27 protein-coding genes are annotated in these 16155 nt (G+C 39.9%); 26 read left to right on the top strand and 1 reads right to left on the bottom strand.

Features of this window, described 5'->3' with window-relative positions:
* The first annotated feature begins 123 nt into the window (after nucleotides 1-123).
* The 3 genes from NSQ79_RS10015 to NSQ79_RS10005 are packed head-to-tail and all read left to right on the top strand — an operon-like array spanning nucleotide 124 to nucleotide 2785.
* On the top strand, nucleotides 124-558 hold the full coding sequence (locus NSQ79_RS10015; protein ID WP_002885857.1) for a low molecular weight protein-tyrosine-phosphatase: 435 nt from the start codon (nucleotides 124-126) through the stop codon (nucleotides 556-558).
* A complete protein-coding gene (locus NSQ79_RS10010; RefSeq protein ID WP_002885750.1) occupies nucleotides 555-965 on the top strand; it encodes a membrane protein in 411 nt (136 codons plus the stop codon). The genes NSQ79_RS10015 and NSQ79_RS10010 overlap by 4 nt, the downstream gene beginning before the upstream one ends.
* A complete protein-coding gene (locus NSQ79_RS10005; protein ID WP_339313663.1) occupies nucleotides 962-2785 on the top strand; it encodes an acyltransferase family protein in 1824 nt (607 codons plus the stop codon). The genes NSQ79_RS10010 and NSQ79_RS10005 overlap by 4 nt, the downstream gene beginning before the upstream one ends.
* 46 nt (nucleotides 2786-2831) lie before the next feature.
* On the opposite strand, the gene NSQ79_RS10000 is transcribed toward NSQ79_RS10005, so the two are convergent.
* Nucleotides 2832-3818: an IS30 family transposase gene (locus NSQ79_RS10000; protein ID WP_339313661.1), complete on the bottom strand. Its 987-nt coding sequence runs from the start codon at nucleotides 3816-3818 to the stop codon at nucleotides 2832-2834.
* A gap of 134 nt (nucleotides 3819-3952) precedes the next feature.
* On the opposite strand from NSQ79_RS10000, the gene ruvB reads away from it, so the two are divergent.
* From ruvB to secY, 23 genes are all read left to right on the top strand, one after another.
* A complete protein-coding gene (gene ruvB, locus NSQ79_RS09995) occupies nucleotides 3953-4954 on the top strand; it encodes a Holliday junction branch migration DNA helicase RuvB (RefSeq protein WP_339313659.1) in 1002 nt (333 codons plus the stop codon).
* Between the two features lie 233 nt (nucleotides 4955-5187).
* On the top strand, nucleotides 5188-5496 hold the full coding sequence (gene rpsJ / locus NSQ79_RS09990; protein ID WP_002885653.1) for a 30S ribosomal protein S10: 309 nt from the start codon (nucleotides 5188-5190) through the stop codon (nucleotides 5494-5496).
* 114 nt (nucleotides 5497-5610) lie between these two features.
* Entirely contained in the window at nucleotides 5611-6237 is a 627-nt protein-coding gene (gene rplC, locus NSQ79_RS09985) for a 50S ribosomal protein L3 (RefSeq protein ID WP_002885755.1), read from the top strand.
* A gap of 24 nt (nucleotides 6238-6261) precedes the next feature.
* A complete protein-coding gene (rplD, locus tag NSQ79_RS09980; RefSeq protein ID WP_002885795.1) occupies nucleotides 6262-6885 on the top strand; it encodes a 50S ribosomal protein L4 in 624 nt (207 codons plus the stop codon).
* Nucleotides 6885-7181, top strand: coding sequence for a 50S ribosomal protein L23 (locus tag NSQ79_RS09975; RefSeq protein WP_002887066.1), 297 nt, complete (start codon nucleotides 6885-6887; stop codon nucleotides 7179-7181). Before rplD ends, NSQ79_RS09975 begins: the two co-directional genes overlap by 1 nt.
* Before the next feature lie 17 nt (nucleotides 7182-7198).
* Entirely contained in the window at nucleotides 7199-8032 is an 834-nt protein-coding gene (gene rplB, locus NSQ79_RS09970) for a 50S ribosomal protein L2 (protein WP_002887065.1), read from the top strand.
* A gap of 93 nt (nucleotides 8033-8125) precedes the next feature.
* Nucleotides 8126-8404: a 30S ribosomal protein S19 gene (gene rpsS, locus NSQ79_RS09965; protein WP_000533765.1), complete on the top strand. Its 279-nt coding sequence runs from the start codon at nucleotides 8126-8128 to the stop codon at nucleotides 8402-8404.
* Between the two features lie 15 nt (nucleotides 8405-8419).
* Nucleotides 8420-8764, top strand: coding sequence for a 50S ribosomal protein L22 (gene rplV, locus NSQ79_RS09960; RefSeq protein WP_002887063.1), 345 nt, complete (start codon nucleotides 8420-8422; stop codon nucleotides 8762-8764).
* Between the two features lie 12 nt (nucleotides 8765-8776).
* Nucleotides 8777-9430 carry a 30S ribosomal protein S3 gene (gene rpsC / locus NSQ79_RS09955; RefSeq protein WP_002885727.1) on the top strand — a complete coding sequence of 218 codons (654 nt, stop codon included), beginning with the start codon at nucleotides 8777-8779 and terminating at the stop codon, nucleotides 9428-9430.
* A 3-nt stretch (nucleotides 9431-9433) separates the two neighbouring features.
* Nucleotides 9434-9847: a 50S ribosomal protein L16 gene (rplP, locus tag NSQ79_RS09950; protein ID WP_000960950.1), complete on the top strand. Its 414-nt coding sequence runs from the start codon at nucleotides 9434-9436 to the stop codon at nucleotides 9845-9847.
* Nucleotides 9848-9856: 9 nt separating this feature from the next.
* A complete protein-coding gene (gene rpmC, locus NSQ79_RS09945; protein WP_002885754.1) occupies nucleotides 9857-10063 on the top strand; it encodes a 50S ribosomal protein L29 in 207 nt (68 codons plus the stop codon).
* A 24-nt stretch (nucleotides 10064-10087) separates the two neighbouring features.
* Nucleotides 10088-10351, top strand: a complete 264-nt coding sequence (rpsQ, locus tag NSQ79_RS09940) for a 30S ribosomal protein S17 (RefSeq protein ID WP_232585530.1) — start codon at nucleotides 10088-10090, stop codon at nucleotides 10349-10351.
* Nucleotides 10352-10375: 24 nt separating this feature from the next.
* Nucleotides 10376-10744: a 50S ribosomal protein L14 gene (gene rplN / locus NSQ79_RS09935; protein WP_002885711.1), complete on the top strand. Its 369-nt coding sequence runs from the start codon at nucleotides 10376-10378 to the stop codon at nucleotides 10742-10744.
* Between the two features lie 80 nt (nucleotides 10745-10824).
* The gene (rplX, locus tag NSQ79_RS09930) at nucleotides 10825-11130 is read left to right on the top strand and encodes a 50S ribosomal protein L24 (protein WP_002885874.1); all 306 of its coding nucleotides are present in this window, start codon (nucleotides 10825-10827) and stop codon (nucleotides 11128-11130) included.
* A gap of 26 nt (nucleotides 11131-11156) precedes the next feature.
* Entirely contained in the window at nucleotides 11157-11699 is a 543-nt protein-coding gene (gene rplE, locus NSQ79_RS09925) for a 50S ribosomal protein L5 (RefSeq protein WP_002887058.1), read from the top strand.
* Nucleotides 11700-11716: 17 nt separating this feature from the next.
* Nucleotides 11717-11902 (top strand): type Z 30S ribosomal protein S14, encoded by a 186-nt coding sequence (locus NSQ79_RS09920; RefSeq protein WP_001085699.1) that lies wholly within the window; start codon nucleotides 11717-11719, stop codon nucleotides 11900-11902.
* A gap of 121 nt (nucleotides 11903-12023) precedes the next feature.
* Nucleotides 12024-12422, top strand: a complete 399-nt coding sequence (rpsH, locus tag NSQ79_RS09915) for a 30S ribosomal protein S8 (protein WP_002885642.1) — start codon at nucleotides 12024-12026, stop codon at nucleotides 12420-12422.
* Between the two features lie 126 nt (nucleotides 12423-12548).
* Nucleotides 12549-13085, top strand: coding sequence for a 50S ribosomal protein L6 (gene rplF / locus NSQ79_RS09910; RefSeq protein WP_002887056.1), 537 nt, complete (start codon nucleotides 12549-12551; stop codon nucleotides 13083-13085).
* An 89-nt stretch (nucleotides 13086-13174) separates the two neighbouring features.
* Entirely contained in the window at nucleotides 13175-13531 is a 357-nt protein-coding gene (gene rplR / locus NSQ79_RS09905) for a 50S ribosomal protein L18 (protein ID WP_002885810.1), read from the top strand.
* 18 nt (nucleotides 13532-13549) lie between these two features.
* Entirely contained in the window at nucleotides 13550-14044 is a 495-nt protein-coding gene (rpsE, locus tag NSQ79_RS09900) for a 30S ribosomal protein S5 (protein WP_002885626.1), read from the top strand.
* Nucleotides 14045-14058: 14 nt separating this feature from the next.
* Nucleotides 14059-14241 carry a 50S ribosomal protein L30 gene (gene rpmD, locus NSQ79_RS09895; RefSeq protein WP_002885773.1) on the top strand — a complete coding sequence of 61 codons (183 nt, stop codon included), beginning with the start codon at nucleotides 14059-14061 and terminating at the stop codon, nucleotides 14239-14241.
* A gap of 127 nt (nucleotides 14242-14368) precedes the next feature.
* A complete protein-coding gene (rplO, locus tag NSQ79_RS09890) occupies nucleotides 14369-14809 on the top strand; it encodes a 50S ribosomal protein L15 (protein ID WP_045769365.1) in 441 nt (146 codons plus the stop codon).
* A 16-nt stretch (nucleotides 14810-14825) separates the two neighbouring features.
* Complete coding sequence (gene secY, locus NSQ79_RS09885; RefSeq protein WP_002892081.1) at nucleotides 14826-16121, top strand: preprotein translocase subunit SecY; 1296 nt, start codon at nucleotides 14826-14828, stop codon at nucleotides 16119-16121.
* Nucleotides 16122-16155 lie beyond the last annotated feature (34 nt).

Here is a 16155-nt window from a genome sequence, read left to right as displayed (position 1 = left end):
AATATGGATTGATTAAATGAAAATTAATGAGAACCTACTTTCATGATTTAAAAGTGTGTTCGTAATTTTGACAAAGAAAATAAGTGAGCATATCTCTTAATAGCTTTGGGCAAGAGGTGAATAATGAAGAAGATTGTATTTGTTTGTCTGGGGAATATTTGTCGTAGCCCAATGGCAGAATTTGTGATGAAAGAGCTGGACCAAGGAAAGTCTTTGCATATCGAAAGTCGCGCGACATCTTCATGGGAGCATGGAAATCCAGTTCATCAAGGTACCCAAAAGATTTTAAGGAAATATGCTATTTCTTTTGACTCTTCCAAGGGCTCACAGCAGATTAGTCAGGCTGATTTTGAGTTCTTTGATCTAGTTGTGGGAATGGATGAGTCAAATGTTGAGGATCTTCTACAGATATCTGCAGGGCATTATGACGATAAAATCAAGCTTTTCAGACCTGGTGGAGTGCCGGACCCATGGTACACAGGTGACTTTGAAGAAACATATAAATTGGTAACTGCAGGTTGTCGAGACTGGTTACAGTGGATTAAGGATAGACAATGAATTTTAAACAACTAAAGGATTTTGATTTTAAAAATATTGATATTGACCGAAATCAATTTGAGCGTATCACAGTAGGGGTTATTATTTTATGTGCCCTGTCCTTGTTTTTGGTGACTATAAAAACGCAACATTCTATCAAGATTGATGGGACTAAGATTACCTATAAAGGTCAGATGCAGAACCACCGTTTGAATGGTCAAGGAACTTTGACCTATGACAATGGTGATACCTACACAGGAGAATTTAAGAATGGTTCCTTTAATGGTCAAGGAACCTTCAAATCTCATGAGGGTTGGATTTATCAAGGTGAGTTCAAGTCTGGGCAAGCCGATGGCCAAGGAAAATTGACTACTGAAAATAAGGTTACCTACAAAGGAAAATTTAAGCAGGGGATTTTTAAAGGATGAGAATTAACTGGTTTTCTTATATTCGTGTGACAGGACTTTTTTTGGTTCTGATTTATCATTTCTTCCCAAGTATTCTTCCTGGGGGCTTCATCGGTGTTGATGTCTTCTTTACCTTCTCAGGGTATTTGATTACAGCACTTTTGATTGATGAGGTATCTCGGACGCATCGCATTGATTACCTTGGTTTTATGCGACGACGCTTCTATCGGATAGTACCGCCACTTGTGTTGATGGTTCTTATTTGTACCCCTTTAGCACTCTTGGTTCGAAATGATTTTATTGCAGGTATTGGACGTCAAATTACCTCTGTTATCGGTTTTGTAACTAACTATTATGAGATTCTGACTGGAGGAAATTACGAGAACCAGTTTAACCAGCACATTTACCTCCATACATGGAGTCTGGCTATTGAGGTTCACTATTATATTCTTTGGGGTGCCTTGCTTTGGTTCCTAGCTAAGCGTGTCAAACACCAAAATCAATTTAGAGGCCTAGTCTTTATGGTATCTCTTGCTTGCTTTATGGTGAGCTTCCTATCAATGTTTATTAGTGCTTTCTTTGTTGATAGTTTTTCTCGCTTATATTTCTCATCAATTACGCATGCCTATCCATTCTTCCTAGGCTCGCTCTTTGCGACACTTTCAGGTGTGTATGAAACGACCGCTAGGTTCAAGAAAAATATACGTCTTTGGACTCTGAAAAAGACAGTCCTTTATATGGCAGGAAGTTTTGCCTTGCTCGTATTGTTTGGCTTAGTCCTTCATTTTGAGGAACGCATCACCTATCTATTTGGTTTTGTTTTGGCTAGTTTGTTCACGGCTGTTATGATTTACTCTGCCCGTGTCCTCCATGAGAAATTGCCTGGAAAATCAGAGCCTGCTCTTATTAGTTATCTGGCAGAAATCAGCTATAGTGTCTATCTTTTTCACTGGCCGCTATATATTATCTTTAGTCAATTGACCAATAATATTATTGCGGTCATTCTGACAACGATTCTGTCAATTGTTTTTGCGACACTTTCCTACTATATAATAGAGCCATTTATTGCAGGAAGAAAGGCCAGTCTCTTTGGAATAGACCTAGACTTGACGCCGTACCGACATATTGTGCTTTATGTATTTAGTGGTCTCACCTTAATTACAGTGCTTATTTCTCTCTTTGCGCCGGCTGTAGGGAACTTCGAGAAAGATTTAGAAGCTAATGGTTTGTCGCAAGCTCAGACTAAGATGAAATTAACGCGTACAAATGCGGAGAACAGTCAGGCTACTTCATTTGGTGTGAATAAGGGAGTGACAGTTTTAGGGGACTCCGTAGCTCTTAGATCAAAAGATCAGCTGGAATCAAGTATTGATAATGTCGCTATAGATGCAGTAGTCAGTCGTAACCTATCAACAATCAACGATTTGCTTAAAGATTACGCAGATAGTAATGCACTTGCTAAGGATGTTGTCATTGCTGGTGGTGTTAATGAAATTGACGACTATAAAGGCGTTATTAATAAAATTATCAAGAATTTACCTAAGGGTCACCATATTATCTTTGTGACACCATATAATGGTAGTAAGTCTGGTAATGAGGCCCAATCTTTGATTCAGTTACGTAAGTATGAGTTAGAGATGGCTAAGAAATACGACTTTGTGACGGTTGCTGACTGGTATCAAGTGGCTAAAGAAAATATTTCTATCTGGAATGGTACAGATGGGGTTCACTTTGGATCCGATAGCGACTCAATTAACCGTGGTGCTAAACTCTATACTAAGACAATTAAAGAAGCTATAGAGAAAGCTGATAAGGCACCAGTTAAGGGTGGTAAGAAATAATTAAAAGAGAAGGCAAGTCTTGTCTTCTTTTTTATGTCTTGAATTGTCAAATTAAGTGCATACTTTCCCCATAGAATACTTCATAAGGTGTTTTCCAGTTAAGACATTTTCGTGGCCTATTATTAAGTTTGTTCTCCCATAGCTGAATAGTCTGATCATCAACCAATGTTAGATCACTACCCTTTGGAAAATATTCTCTAAGTAATCCATTCGTGTTCTCATTGGTTCCTCGTTGCCATGGAGCATGAGGGTCAGGAAAATAGACTTCAATGTTCAATTGATCACTCAATTTCTGATGATAGGTGAATTCTTTCCCTCTATCAGGAGTTACTGTATACTTCGTCAAGGGTTCTAACAGTTTTACCATAGCTTCTATTACCAACTTGCTTTTCTTAACAGCTACCTTTTTGATTTTTAGAAAACGAGAATAACGGTCTGTTAGAGTAACTAAACAAGCTTTTCCAGTTTTACCTGCAACAGTATCGGCTTCCCAATCTCCTATTCTAGTTCGATTATTAGCTTCTTCTGGTCTTTCGTGAATTGTATGAGAAATGGATATTTTCCCTCTATTTTCAACATGACCTTTAGTATGACGTGTTTTCCCACGATGACGAAGTTTACGAATGACACCACGAGCACCATGAGATAATGAGTTATCCTCAAAATGTCCTCGGTAAATGGCTCTATAGATTGTTTGATAACTAACAACAGTTTTCCCATACTCTATTCGCAACTGACCTTCTATTTCTTCAGGAGACCATTGGTAATCGAGAAATAGATGTTTGATGGTATTGCTTAACTTGTGATCTATTTCAAGCATACGCTTCCGCCCACAGTGTGATTTAGCCCTATGGTAAGACTCCTGTGCATGACTTGGAGAATAGCTTCCTTCTTTTAGATGCCGCTTCCACTCACGACTAATACTAGATGGATGACGATGAAGTAACTTAGCAATTTGAGAAAAATTTAGGCCTTGCGTACGGTAAATGAGAATACTTTCACGCTCGTCTATGGTAAAATGATGGTAGCTCATAAGATTTCCTTTCGTAACTAGTTCGTTCAATTCTATTTTACTAGAAAATCTTATGAGTTTTTATTGTGCACTTATATTGTATATTCAAGGGACAAATTTTGACTGCATTTTTTGTTTTGTGCTAAAATAAGCCTATGGCAAGAATATTAGATAATGATTTACTAGGAGATGAAGAGTATGTTGAGCGTACCCTCCGTCCACAGTACTTTAAGGAATACATTGGTCAAGATAAGGTTAAAGACCAATTAAAGATTTTTATAGAGGCAGCTAAACTTCGTGATGAAGCCCTAGATCATACTCTTTTGTTTGGTCCTCCAGGTTTGGGGAAAACAACTATGGCTTTTGTGATAGCTAATGAGATGGGCGTCAATTTAAAGCAGACGTCTGGGCCAGCAATTGAAAAGGCTGGTGATTTAGTTGCTATACTCAATGACTTGGAGCCAGGTGATATCTTATTTATTGATGAGATTCACCGGATGCCTATGGCAGTTGAAGAAGTTCTTTATAGTGCTATGGAAGATTACTACATCGATATCATGATTGGTGCAGGCGAAACAAGTCGTAGTGTCCATCTAGAGTTACCACCGTTCACATTAGTAGGTGCAACTACTCGAGCAGGTATGTTGTCAAATCCATTGAGGGCTCGCTTTGGGATTAATGGTCATATGGAATATTATGAGCTACCAGATTTGAAGGAAATTATTGAACGTACTTCAGAAATCTTTGACATGACTATAACACCTGAAGCTGCTCTAGAGCTAGCACGTCGTAGCCGTGGGACGCCTCGTATTGCTAACCGCCTACTTAAGCGCGTGAGAGACTATGCACAAATCATGGGTGATGGCATCATTGATGATAAGATTGCAGACAAGGCGTTGACTATGTTGGATGTGGACCATGAAGGACTAGATTATGTCGATCAAAAAATTCTTCGAACTATGATTGAAATGTATGGTGGGGGACCGGTTGGTCTAGGTACCTTGTCGGTTAATATTGCTGAAGAGCGAGAAACGGTAGAAGATATGTATGAACCCTACCTAATTCAAAAAGGATTCATTATGCGTACACGTACAGGACGCGTTGCAACGGTTAAAGCCTATGAACACATGGGGTACGACTACACTCGAGAAAGTTGATAAAAAATCCATCTAAGGTGGATTTTTTGTTTAGTCAAAAAAGAAAAAGAAAAAAACTTTAAAAATCCCTTGCAATGAGTAGGTTCTTTTGTTATTATATTATGGTGCTGTAAATACAGCGCTTAGCTATGATACAAGAGGTTGCGACACGCCTGGTTGCACTGCCACGCAATCCGTGTTGGTTTTCTTGAGGAGCTAGCCTATTATCTTAAATAGACGAAAGAGGAGAAAAAATGGCAAACAAAAAAATTCGTATCCGTTTGAAAGCTTACGAACACCGTACGCTTGATACAGCGGCTGAAAAAATCGTAGAAACTGCAACTCGCACAGGTGCGACAGTTGCTGGGCCAGTTCCACTTCCAACTGAACGTAGTCTCTACACAATTATTCGTGCGACTCACAAATATAAAGATTCTCGCGAACAATTTGAAATGCGTACACACAAACGTCTTATTGACATCATCAACCCAACTCAAAAAACAGTTGACGCTTTGATGAAACTTGATCTTCCAAGTGGCGTGAACGTAGAAATCAAACTTTAATTAAAAGCTTGATTCATTGAGCATAAAAAACGCTCGTTAAAAACTTTTTTGAGCATAAAAAACGCTCATAAAAAACTTTTTGAAAAAACAATAAAGTAAAGGAAATATTTTCTCATGACAAAAGGAATCTTAGGGAAAAAAGTGGGAATGACTCAAATCTTCACTGAAGCAGGTGAATTTATCCCTGTTACTGTCATCGAAGCTACTCCAAATGTTGTGCTTCAAGTTAAGACTGTTGAAACAGACGGTTACGAAGCAGTTCAAGTTGGCTTTGACGACAAACGCGAAGTATTGAGCAACAAACCTGCCAAAGGCCACGTAGCGAAAGCTAACACAGCTCCTAAGCGCTTCATTCGTGAATTCAAAAACATTGAAGGCTTGGAAGTTGGATCAGAAATCACTGTTGACACATTCGAAGCTGGAGATGTTGTTGACGTAACTGGTACTTCAAAAGGTAAAGGTTTCCAAGGTGTTATCAAACGCCACGGTCAATCACGCGGACCTATGGCTCACGGTTCTCGTTACCACCGTCGTCCAGGTTCAATGGGACCTGTTGCGCCTAACCGTGTTTTCAAAAACAAACACTTGGCAGGACGTATGGGTGGCAACCGTGTGACAATTCAAAACCTTGAAGTTGTACAAGTTATCCCAGAGAAAAACGTTATCCTTATCAAAGGTAACGTACCAGGTGCTAAGAAATCTCTTATCACTATCAAATCAGCAGTTAAAGCTGCTAAATAATAAGAAAGGAGAAATCAGTTAAAAATGGCAAACGTAAAACTATTTGACCAAACTGGTAAAGAAGTTAGCACAGTTGAACTTAACGACGCTATCTTCGGTATCGAACCAAACGAATCAGTAGTATTTGATGTCGTAATCAGCCAACGTGCTAGCCTTCGCCAAGGTACTCACGCGGTTAAAAACCGTTCAGCAGTATCAGGTGGTGGACGTAAACCATGGCGTCAAAAAGGAACTGGACGTGCTCGTCAAGGTTCTATCCGCTCACCACAATGGCGTGGTGGTGGTGTTGTCTTCGGACCAACTCCACGTTCTTACGGATACAAACTTCCACAAAAAGTTCGTCGCCTTGCATTGAAATCTGTTTACTCAGCTAAAGTTGCAGAAGATAAATTTGTAGCAGTTGAAGCTCTTTCATTTGCAGCTCCAAAAACTGCTGAATTCGCAAACGTTCTTTCAGCTCTTAGCATCGATTCTAAAGTACTTGTTATCGTTGAAGAAGGAAACAAATTCGCTGAACTTTCAGCACGTAACCTTGCAAACGTAACTGTTGCAACTCCTGCAACTGCAAGTGTACTTGACATCGTAAACGCAGATAAACTTCTTGTTACTAAAGAAGCTATCTCATCAATCGAGGAGGTTCTTGCATAATGAATTTGTATGACGTAATCAAAAAACCTGTTATCACTGAGAAATCTATGATTGCTCTTGAAGCAGGAAAATACACTTTCGAAGTTGATACACGTGCACACAAACTCTTGATCAAACAAGCAGTTGAAGCTGCATTTGAAGGTGTTAAAGTTGCTAGCGTGAACACTGTAACTGTTAAACCAAAACAAAAACGTGTTGGACGTTACACTGGTTTCACTTCAAAAACTAAAAAAGCTATCATCACTCTTACAGCTGATTCTAAAGCAATCGAGTTGTTTGCAGCTGAAGCTGAATAATCAAAGGAGAAATTAACGTGGGTATTAAAGTTTATAAACCAACGACAAATGGCCGTCGTAACATGACTTCTTTGGATTTCGCAGAAATCACTACAAGCACTCCTGAAAAATCATTGCTTGTTTCTCTTAAGAACAAAGCTGGTCGTAACAACAACGGTCGTATCACTGTACGTCACCAAGGTGGCGGGCACAAACGTCACTACCGTTTGATTGACTTCAAACGTAACAAAGATGGCGTTGAAGCAGTTGTTAAAACAATTGAGTATGATCCAAACCGTACTGCAAACATCGCTCTCGTACACTACACTGACGGGGTTAAAGCTTACATCATCGCACCTAAAGGTCTTGAAGTAGGTCAACGTATCGTTTCAGGTCCAGATGCGGATATCAAGATTGGTAACGCTCTTCCACTTGCAAACATCCCAGTTGGTACAGTTATCCACAACATTGAGCTTCAACCAGGTAAAGGTGCTGAACTTATCCGTGCCGCTGGTGCTTCTGCTCAAGTTTTGGGTCAAGAAGGTAAATACGTACTTGTTCGTCTTCAATCAGGCGAAGTTCGTATGGTTCTTGGTACATGTCGTGCAACTATCGGTACTGTAGGTAACGAACAACAATCACTTATCAACCTTGGTAAAGCCGGCCGTAATCGCTGGAAAGGTATTCGCCCAACAGTTCGTGGTTCTGTAATGAACCCTAACGATCACCCACACGGTGGTGGTGAAGGTAAAGCACCAGTTGGACGTAAAGCGCCATCTACTCCATGGGGTAAACCTGCGCTTGGTCTTAAAACTCGTAACAAGAAAGCTAAATCTGACAAACTTATCGTTCGTCGTCGTAACGAAAAATAATTTAGTCGCTTAGCACATAACATCCGCCAACTCGGTAGCACTTCTTAGTGCAAGCCGCTGTGGTACATTCAATTTAAAGGAGAAAACTACAAAATGGGACGTAGTCTTAAAAAAGGACCTTTCGTCGATGAGCATTTGATGAAAAAAGTTGAAGCTCAAGCAAATGACGAAAAGAAAAAAGTAATTAAAACTTGGTCACGTCGTTCAACGATTTTCCCAAGTTTCATCGGATACACTATCGCAGTTTATGATGGACGTAAACACGTTCCTGTTTACATCCAAGAAGACATGGTAGGTCACAAACTTGGTGAATTTGCACCAACTCGTACTTACAAAGGTCACGCAGCTGACGATAAGAAAACACGTCGTTAATAGGAGGAGGACACAATGGCAGAAATTACTTCAGCTAAAGCAATGGCTCGTACAGTGCGTGTTTCACCTCGTAAAACACGTCTTGTTCTTGATCTTATCCGTGGTAAGAACGTTGCTGATGCAATCGCAATCTTGAAATTCACTCCAAACAAAGCAGCACGCATTGTTGAGAAAACTCTTAACTCTGCTATCGCTAACGCAGAAAACAACTTTGGTTTGGAAAAAGCTAACTTGGTAGTATCTGAAACATTCGCAAACGAAGGACCAACAATGAAACGTTTCCGTCCACGTGCGAAAGGTTCAGCTTCACCAATCAACAAACGCACAACTCACGTAACAGTAGTTGTGTCAGAAAAATAAGGAGGTAAACTCGTGGGTCAAAAAGTACATCCAATTGGTATGCGTGTCGGGATCATCCGTGACTGGGATGCGAAATGGTATGCTGAAAAAGAATACGCAGATTACCTTCACGAAGATTTGGCAATCCGCAAATTCATTCAAAAAGAACTTGCAGACGCTTCAGTTTCAACTATTGAAATCGAACGTGCTGTAAACAAAGTTATTGTTTCACTTCACACTGCTAAACCAGGTATGGTTATCGGTAAAGGTGGATCAAACGTTGACGCACTTCGCGCTCAACTTAACAAATTGACTGGAAAACAAGTACACATCAACATCGTTGAAATCAAGAAACCTGATTTGGACGCTCACCTTGTTGGTGAAACAATTGCTCGCCAACTTGAGCAACGTGTTGCTTTCCGTCGTGCACAAAAACAAGCTATCCAACGTGCAATGCGTGCTGGAGCTAAAGGAATCAAAACTCAAGTATCAGGTCGTTTGAACGGTGCAGATATCGCCCGTGCAGAAGGATACTCTGAAGGTACAGTTCCGCTTCACACACTTCGCGCTGATATCGATTACGCTTGGGAAGAAGCTGACACAACTTACGGTAAACTTGGTGTTAAAGTTTGGATCTACCGTGGAGAAGTTCTTCCAGCTCGTAAAAACACTAAAGGAGGCAAATAACAAATGTTAGTACCTAAACGTGTTAAACACCGTCGTGAATTCCGTGGAAAAATGCGCGGTGAGGCTAAAGGTGGTAAAGAAGTATCATTCGGTGAATACGGTCTTCAAGCTACAACTAGCCACTGGATCACAAACCGTCAAATCGAGGCTGCTCGTATTGCCATGACTCGTTACATGAAACGTGGTGGTAAGGTTTGGATCAAGATCTTCCCACACAAATCATACACTGCTAAAGCTATCGGTGTACGTATGGGTTCTGGTAAAGGGGCACCTGAAGGTTGGGTAGCACCAGTTAAACGTGGTAAAGTAATGTTCGAAATCGCAGGTGTTTCTGAAGAAGTTGCACGTGAAGCGCTTCGTCTTGCTAGCCACAAATTGCCAGTTAAATGTAAATTCGTGAAACGTGAAGCAGAATAAGGAGAAGACATGAAACTTGAAGAAATCAAAAAGTTTGTTGCTGAGCTTCGTGGCTTGTCTCAAGAAGAGCTTGCTAAAAAAGAAAACGAACTTAAGAAAGAACTTTTCGACCTTCGTTTCCAAGCTGCAGCAGGTCAACTTGATCAAACTGCCCGTTTGAACGAAGTGAAAAAACAAATTGCACGTGTTAAAACTGTGCAATCTGAAATCAAATAATAGATTGGGAAAGGAGCAATTCTAATAATGGAACGTAATCAACGTAAAACCCTTGTTGGACGCGTAGTATCTGACAAGATGGATAAAACAATCACAGTTGTAGTTGAAACTAAACGTAACCACCCAGTCTATGGTAAACGTATCAACTATTCTAAAAAATATAAAGCACATGATGAAAACAACGTTGCTAAAGAAGGCGATATCGTTCGTATCATGGAAACTCGCCCACTTTCAGCTACAAAACGCTTCCGTCTTGTAGAAGTTGTGGAAGAAGCTGTTATTATCTAATAAAACTAAAAGGAGACAATTGAAATGATTCAACAAGAAAGTCGCTTAAAAGTTGCTGATAATAGCGGTGCTCGTGAAATCTTGACTATCAAAGTTCTTGGTGGTTCAGGACGTAAATTCGCTAACATCGGCGACGTTATCGTTGCAACTGTTAAACAAGCTACACCAGGTGGAGCTGTTAAAAAAGGTGATGTTGTTAAAGCTGTTATCGTTCGTACAAAAACTGGTGCTCGCCGTCCAGACGGTTCATACATCAAGTTTGATGACAACGCTGCAGTAATCATCCGCGATGACAAAACTCCTCGTGGAACTCGTATCTTTGGCCCTGTTGCACGTGAATTGCGTGAAGGTGGATACATGCGTATCGTATCTTTGGCGCCAGAAGTACTTTAATCTGAATTAACACAAACTTAGTCCCCTGATATGTTCAGGGTGCCCATTAGGGCGTAAGAAATAATAGGAGAAATACTCAAATGTTTGTAAAAAAAGGCGATAAAGTTCGCGTTATTGCTGGTAAAGACAAAGGAACTGAAGCAGTAGTTCTTAAAGCTCTTCCAAAAGTAAACAAAGTTGTTGTTGAAGGTGTTGCAATCATCAAAAAACACCAAAAACCATCAGCTGAAAACCCTCAAGGTGCTATCGTGGAAAAAGAAGCACCAATCCACGCTTCAAACGTTCAAGTTCTTGACAAGAACGGTGTAGCTGGACGTGTAGGTTACAAAGTTGTTGACGGCAAAAAAGTTCGTTACAACAAAAAATCAGGCGAAGTGCTTGACTAATCACGAAGGAAAGGAGAAAGTATTAAATGGCTAACCGTCTTAAAGAAAAATACACTAACGAAGTAATTCCAGCTTTGACTGAAAAATTTAACTATTCTTCAGTTATGGCTGTGCCAAAAGTTGATAAAATCGTTATCAACATGGGTGTTGGTGAAGCTGTAAACAACGCTAAAACTCTTGAAAAAGCTGCTGCTGAGTTGGCACTTATTTCAGGTCAAAAACCATTGATTACTAAAGCTAAGAAATCAATCGCTGGCTTCCGTCTTCGTGAAGGTGTAGCGATCGGTGCTAAAGTTACCCTTCGTGGTGAACGCATGTACGAATTCTTGGATAAATTGGTATCAGTATCACTTCCACGTGTTCGTGACTTCCATGGTGTTCCAACTAAATCATTTGATGGACGTGGTAACTACACACTTGGTGTTAAAGAACAACTTATCTTCCCAGAAATCAACTTCGACGATGTTGATAAAGTACGTGGTATGGATATCGTTATCGTAACTACTGCTAACACTGACGAAGAAGGTCGTGAATTGCTTAAAGGCCTTGGAATGCCTTTTGCAAAATAATCTAGGAGGTAAATAAATTGGCTAAAAAATCAATGATTGCTAAGAACAAACGCCCTGCGAAGTTCTCTACGCAAGCTTACACTCGTTGCGAACGTTGTGGACGTCCACACTCAGTTTATCGCAAATTTAAACTTTGCCGTGTTTGCTTCCGTGAATTGGCTTACAAAGGTCAAATTCCAGGTGTTACCAAAGCTTCTTGGTAAAAATATGATGTATTCAAGTTGGTTTATCTAATTTGAATGTATTAAACACAATCTGAGCCTAGCTCAATCATTAACTAGCAAGTGAATTATTCAAACTACTAGTAAGAGGAGAAAATATAAAATGGTTATGACTGACCCAATTGCAGATTTCTTGACACGTATTCGTAACGCTAACCAAGCTAAACACGAAGTACTTGAAGTACCTGCATCAAACATTAAAAAAGGTATTGCTGAAATCCTTAAACGTGAAGGTTTCGTAAAAAACGTTGAAGTTATCGAAGATGACAAACAAGGTATCATCCGCGTATTCTTGAAATACGGACAAAACGGTGAACGTGTTATCACTAACTTGAAACGTATCTCAAAACCAGGTCTTCGTGTTTACTCTAAACGTGAAGATGTTCCTAAAGTTCTTAACGGACTTGGAATCGCGATCATCTCTACTTCAGAAGGTCTTTTGACTGACAAAGAAGCTCGTCAAAAGAACGTTGGTGGAGAAGTTATCGCTTACGTTTGGTAAGAAGCTGATACTAAGCACTTATCTCAAATGATTTGTGCGAGTTTCGTTGATTATATTCGATGAGACTCATCCCCGTGAAAACTAGTCACTTTGTGGCTTGATAATCTAACAGGAGAATTAAATACTATGTCACGTATTGGTAATAAAGTTATTACTTTGCCTGCTGGTGTTGAAGTAACAAACAACGATAACGTTGTTACTGTTAAAGGACCTAAAGGCGAACTCACTCGTGAGTTTAACAAAAACATTGAAATCAAAGTTGAAGGCAATGAAGTTACACTTCACCGTCCAAACGACTCAAAAGAAAACAAAACAATCCACGGTACTTCACGTGCAAACTTGAACAACATGGTTGTTGGTGTTTCTGAAGGTTTCAAAAAAGAACTTGAAATGCGCGGTGTCGGATACCGTGCGCAACTCCAAGGAACAAAACTTGTTCTTTCAGTTGGTAAATCTCACCAAGACGAAGTTGAAGCTCCAGAAGGTATTACTTTTGAAGTACCATCTGCAACTTCAATCGTTGTAAGTGGTATTAACAAAGAAGTTGTTGGTCAAACAGCTGCTTACATCCGTAGCCTTCGTTCACCAGAACCTTACAAAGGTAAAGGTATCCGTTACGTTGGTGAATACGTACGTCGTAAAGAAGGTAAAACTGGTAAATAATAGGATTTTATCCTTGTGGCAATTCTTTTTGGATTGTCTCTTTACCAAAAGCTCTCATGAGCAAGCATTATAATTAAGAGGTGAAAATTGTGATTTCGAAACCAGATAAAAACAAACTCCGCCAAAAACGCCACCGTCGCGTTCGCGGAAAACTCTCTGGAACTGCTGATCGCCCACGTTTGAACATTTTCCGTTCTAATACAGGCATCTACGCTCAAGTTATTGATGACGTAGCGGGTGTAACGCTCGCAAGTGCATCAACTCTTGATAAAGAAGTTTCTAAAGGAACTAAAACAGAACAAGCCGTTGTTGTCGGTAAACTTGTTGCTGAACGCGCAGTAGCTAAAGGTATTTCTGAAGTGGTGTTTGACCGCGGTGGATATCTCTATCACGGACGTGTTAAAGCTTTGGCTGACTCAGCTCGTGAAAACGGATTGAAATTCTAATAGGGAGGACACTTAATAATGGCATTTAAAGATAATGCAGTAGAACTTGAAGAACGCGTAGTTGCTATCAACCGTGTTACTAAAGTTGTAAAAGGTGGACGCAACATGCGTTTTGCTGCTCTTGTTGTTGTTGGTGACCGTAATGGTCGCGTAGGATTTGGTACTGGTAAATCTCAAGAGGTTCCAGAAGCTATCCGTAAAGCAGTTGAAGCAGCTAAGAAAAACCTTATCGAAGTTCCTATGGTTGGTACAACTATTCCTCACGAAGTTCGTTCAGAATTTGGTGGAGCGAAAGTATTGTTGAAACCAGCTGTTGAAGGGGCTGGGGTTGCCGCTGGTGGTGCAGTTCGTGCCGTCATCGAATTGGCTGGTGTTGCTGATGTAACATCTAAATCACTCGGTTCAAACACTCCAATCAACATCGTTCGTGCGACTGTTGAAGGATTGAAACAACTTAAACGTGCTGAAGAAGTTGCGGCTCTTCGTGGCATCTCAGTATCTGACTTGGCATAAGAAAGGAGATAACAATGGCTCAAATTAAAATTACTTTGACTAAGTCTCCAATCGGACGCAAACCAGAACAACGTAAAACAGTTGTTGCTCTTGGACTTGGTAAATTGAATAGCTCAGTTGTTAAAGAAGACAACGCTGCTATCCGTGGTATGGTCAACGCAGTATCTCACTTGGTAACTGTAGAAGACGTTAAATAAAAATTGATTTAAGTCGTGAGGGTTTCCTTGCGACTTAAACTGAATTTCATGTATAGGCGAGTTTCTAATTAAGCTACCTTACTTGGTTAGAGGCGCTAGCATTTTACAAAAAGAGGAGAAAATAATAATGAAACTTCATGAATTGAAACCTGCTGAAGGTTCTCGTAAAGTCCGTAACCGTGTAGGTCGTGGTACTTCATCTGGTAACGGTAAAACTTCAGGCCGTGGTCAAAAAGGTCAAAAAGCTCGTAGCGGTGGTGGCGTACGTCCAGGATTTGAAGGTGGACAAACTCCATTGTTCCGTCGTCTTCCAAAACGTGGATTCACTAACATCAACGCTAAAGAATACGTACTTGTAAACCTTGATCAATTGAACGTCTTTGAAGATGGTACAGAAGTAACTCCAGCAGTTCTTAAAGAAGCTGGAATCGTTCGTGCTGAAAAATCAGGCGTTAAAGTTCTTGGTAACGGCGAATTGACTAAGAAATTGACTGTTAAAGCAGCTAAATTCTCAAAATCTGCTGAAGCAGCTATCACTGCTAAAGGTGGTTCAATCGAAGTCATCTAATGAGGGGTAACTCATTATGTTCTTTAAACTATTAAAAGACGCATTGAAAGTCAAAAACGTTCGTAATAAGATTTTATTTACAATCTTCATTATTTTCGTTTTTCGTGTAGGGACTCATGTAACAGTTCCTGGTATCAATGCGGAAAGTTTGAAACAATTAAGTGATTTACCTTTCTTGAACATGCTTAACTTGGTGTCTGGTAATGCCATGAATAACTTCTCTATCTTCTCGATGGGGGTTAGTCCTTACATTACAGCATCAATCATTGTCCAACTTTTGCAGATGGATATTTATCCAAAATTTGTAGAGTGGGGCAAACAAGGGGAAGTTGGTCGTCGTAAATTGAACCAAGCGACTCGCTACATCACTCTTGTTTTAGCCTTTGTTCAATCGATTGGTATTACAGCAAGTTTTAATACTCTCTCATCAATTTCATTGGTTAAAACACCAAATGTTTCAACCTACCTATTGATTGGGACAATTCTAACTGCTGGTAGCATAATTGTGACATGGCTTGGTGAACAAATCACAGATAAAGGTTTTGGTAATGGTGTGTCAATGATTATCTTTTCAGGGATCATTGCTTCTATTCCAAAAATGTTCTCAACAATTTACGAGGATTTCTTTGTCAACGTTCGTTCAGGAGAATTGACTCGTTCATATATCATAGTTGCTTTGCTAATTGTGGTAGGTTTGGCGATTGTCTTCTTTACGACATTTGTTCAACAGGCAGAATATCAAATTCCAATTCAATATACTAAATTGGTTCAAGGGGCTCCAACGAGTTCTTACCTTCCATTGAAAGTTAATCCAGCTGGTGTTATTCCCGTTATCTTTGCTAGCTCGATTACAACAATTCCTAGTACTATTCTTCCATTCTTCTCGAAGGTTACATGGTTATCACACTTACAAGGACTACTCTCGTATAATACGCCTAGTGGAATGATTACTTACGCAATATTGATTATCTTGTTCTCATTCTTCTACACATTTGTCCAAGTAAATCCTGAAAAAACTGCAGAAAATCTTCAAAAGAATGGGTCTTACATTCCTAGTGTTCGTCCAGGTCGTGAGACTGAAAAGTATATGTCTTCATTGCTTAAGAGATTGGCAACAATCGGGGCTGTATTTCTCGCGTTTATTTCATTGGCTCCAATTGCGGCTCAACAGTTTATGCACCTTACAAGCTCAATCGCGCTTGGTGGTACATCTCTCTTGATCTTGATTTCAACTGGTATCGAAGGTATGAAACAACTCGAAGGTTACCTATTGAAACGTCAGTACGTTGGATTTATGAATCTTGAAGACTAAGTCTTCTCATGAACAATTGAGAGGGAAAGAAAGG

Origin of the sequence: Streptococcus sp. FSL W7-1342 (genome assembly GCF_037966635.1) — a bacterium.
GTDB lineage: Bacteria > Bacillota > Bacilli > Lactobacillales > Streptococcaceae > Streptococcus > Streptococcus salivarius_D.
The sequence above is the reverse complement of the archived record's forward strand: the minus strand, read 5'-3'. Positions and strand labels throughout refer to the sequence as shown.

Excerpts from the sequence above, each read along its gene's own strand:
- rplE (WP_002887058.1), top strand. The coding sequence starts at position 11,157 with ATGGCTAACCGTCTTAAAGAAAAATACACTAACGAAGTAATTCCAGCT.
- rplP (WP_000960950.1), top strand. The coding sequence starts at position 9,434 with ATGTTAGTACCTAAACGTGTTAAACACCGTCGTGAATTCCGTGGAAAA.
- NSQ79_RS10000 (WP_339313661.1), bottom strand. The coding sequence starts at position 3,818 with ATGAGCTACCATCATTTTACCATAGACGAGCGTGAAAGTATTCTCATT.
- NSQ79_RS09975 (WP_002887066.1), top strand. The coding sequence starts at position 6,885 with ATGAATTTGTATGACGTAATCAAAAAACCTGTTATCACTGAGAAATCT.
- NSQ79_RS10010 (WP_002885750.1), top strand. The coding sequence starts at position 555 with ATGAATTTTAAACAACTAAAGGATTTTGATTTTAAAAATATTGATATT.
- NSQ79_RS10005 (WP_339313663.1), top strand. The coding sequence starts at position 962 with ATGAGAATTAACTGGTTTTCTTATATTCGTGTGACAGGACTTTTTTTG.
- rplX (WP_002885874.1), top strand. The coding sequence starts at position 10,825 with ATGTTTGTAAAAAAAGGCGATAAAGTTCGCGTTATTGCTGGTAAAGAC.
- rplC (WP_002885755.1), top strand. The coding sequence starts at position 5,611 with ATGACAAAAGGAATCTTAGGGAAAAAAGTGGGAATGACTCAAATCTTC.
- rpsH (WP_002885642.1), top strand. The coding sequence starts at position 12,024 with ATGGTTATGACTGACCCAATTGCAGATTTCTTGACACGTATTCGTAAC.
- rpsS (WP_000533765.1), top strand. The coding sequence starts at position 8,126 with ATGGGACGTAGTCTTAAAAAAGGACCTTTCGTCGATGAGCATTTGATG.
- rpsJ (WP_002885653.1), top strand. The coding sequence starts at position 5,188 with ATGGCAAACAAAAAAATTCGTATCCGTTTGAAAGCTTACGAACACCGT.
- rplO (WP_045769365.1), top strand. The coding sequence starts at position 14,369 with ATGAAACTTCATGAATTGAAACCTGCTGAAGGTTCTCGTAAAGTCCGT.
- rplV (WP_002887063.1), top strand. The coding sequence starts at position 8,420 with ATGGCAGAAATTACTTCAGCTAAAGCAATGGCTCGTACAGTGCGTGTT.
- rpsE (WP_002885626.1), top strand. The coding sequence starts at position 13,550 with ATGGCATTTAAAGATAATGCAGTAGAACTTGAAGAACGCGTAGTTGCT.
- rplN (WP_002885711.1), top strand. The coding sequence starts at position 10,376 with ATGATTCAACAAGAAAGTCGCTTAAAAGTTGCTGATAATAGCGGTGCT.
- NSQ79_RS10015 (WP_002885857.1), top strand. The coding sequence starts at position 124 with ATGAAGAAGATTGTATTTGTTTGTCTGGGGAATATTTGTCGTAGCCCA.
- rpmD (WP_002885773.1), top strand. The coding sequence starts at position 14,059 with ATGGCTCAAATTAAAATTACTTTGACTAAGTCTCCAATCGGACGCAAA.
- rpmC (WP_002885754.1), top strand. The coding sequence starts at position 9,857 with ATGAAACTTGAAGAAATCAAAAAGTTTGTTGCTGAGCTTCGTGGCTTG.
- secY (WP_002892081.1), top strand. The coding sequence starts at position 14,826 with ATGTTCTTTAAACTATTAAAAGACGCATTGAAAGTCAAAAACGTTCGT.
- rplF (WP_002887056.1), top strand. The coding sequence starts at position 12,549 with ATGTCACGTATTGGTAATAAAGTTATTACTTTGCCTGCTGGTGTTGAA.
- ruvB (WP_339313659.1), top strand. The coding sequence starts at position 3,953 with ATGGCAAGAATATTAGATAATGATTTACTAGGAGATGAAGAGTATGTT.
- rplD (WP_002885795.1), top strand. The coding sequence starts at position 6,262 with ATGGCAAACGTAAAACTATTTGACCAAACTGGTAAAGAAGTTAGCACA.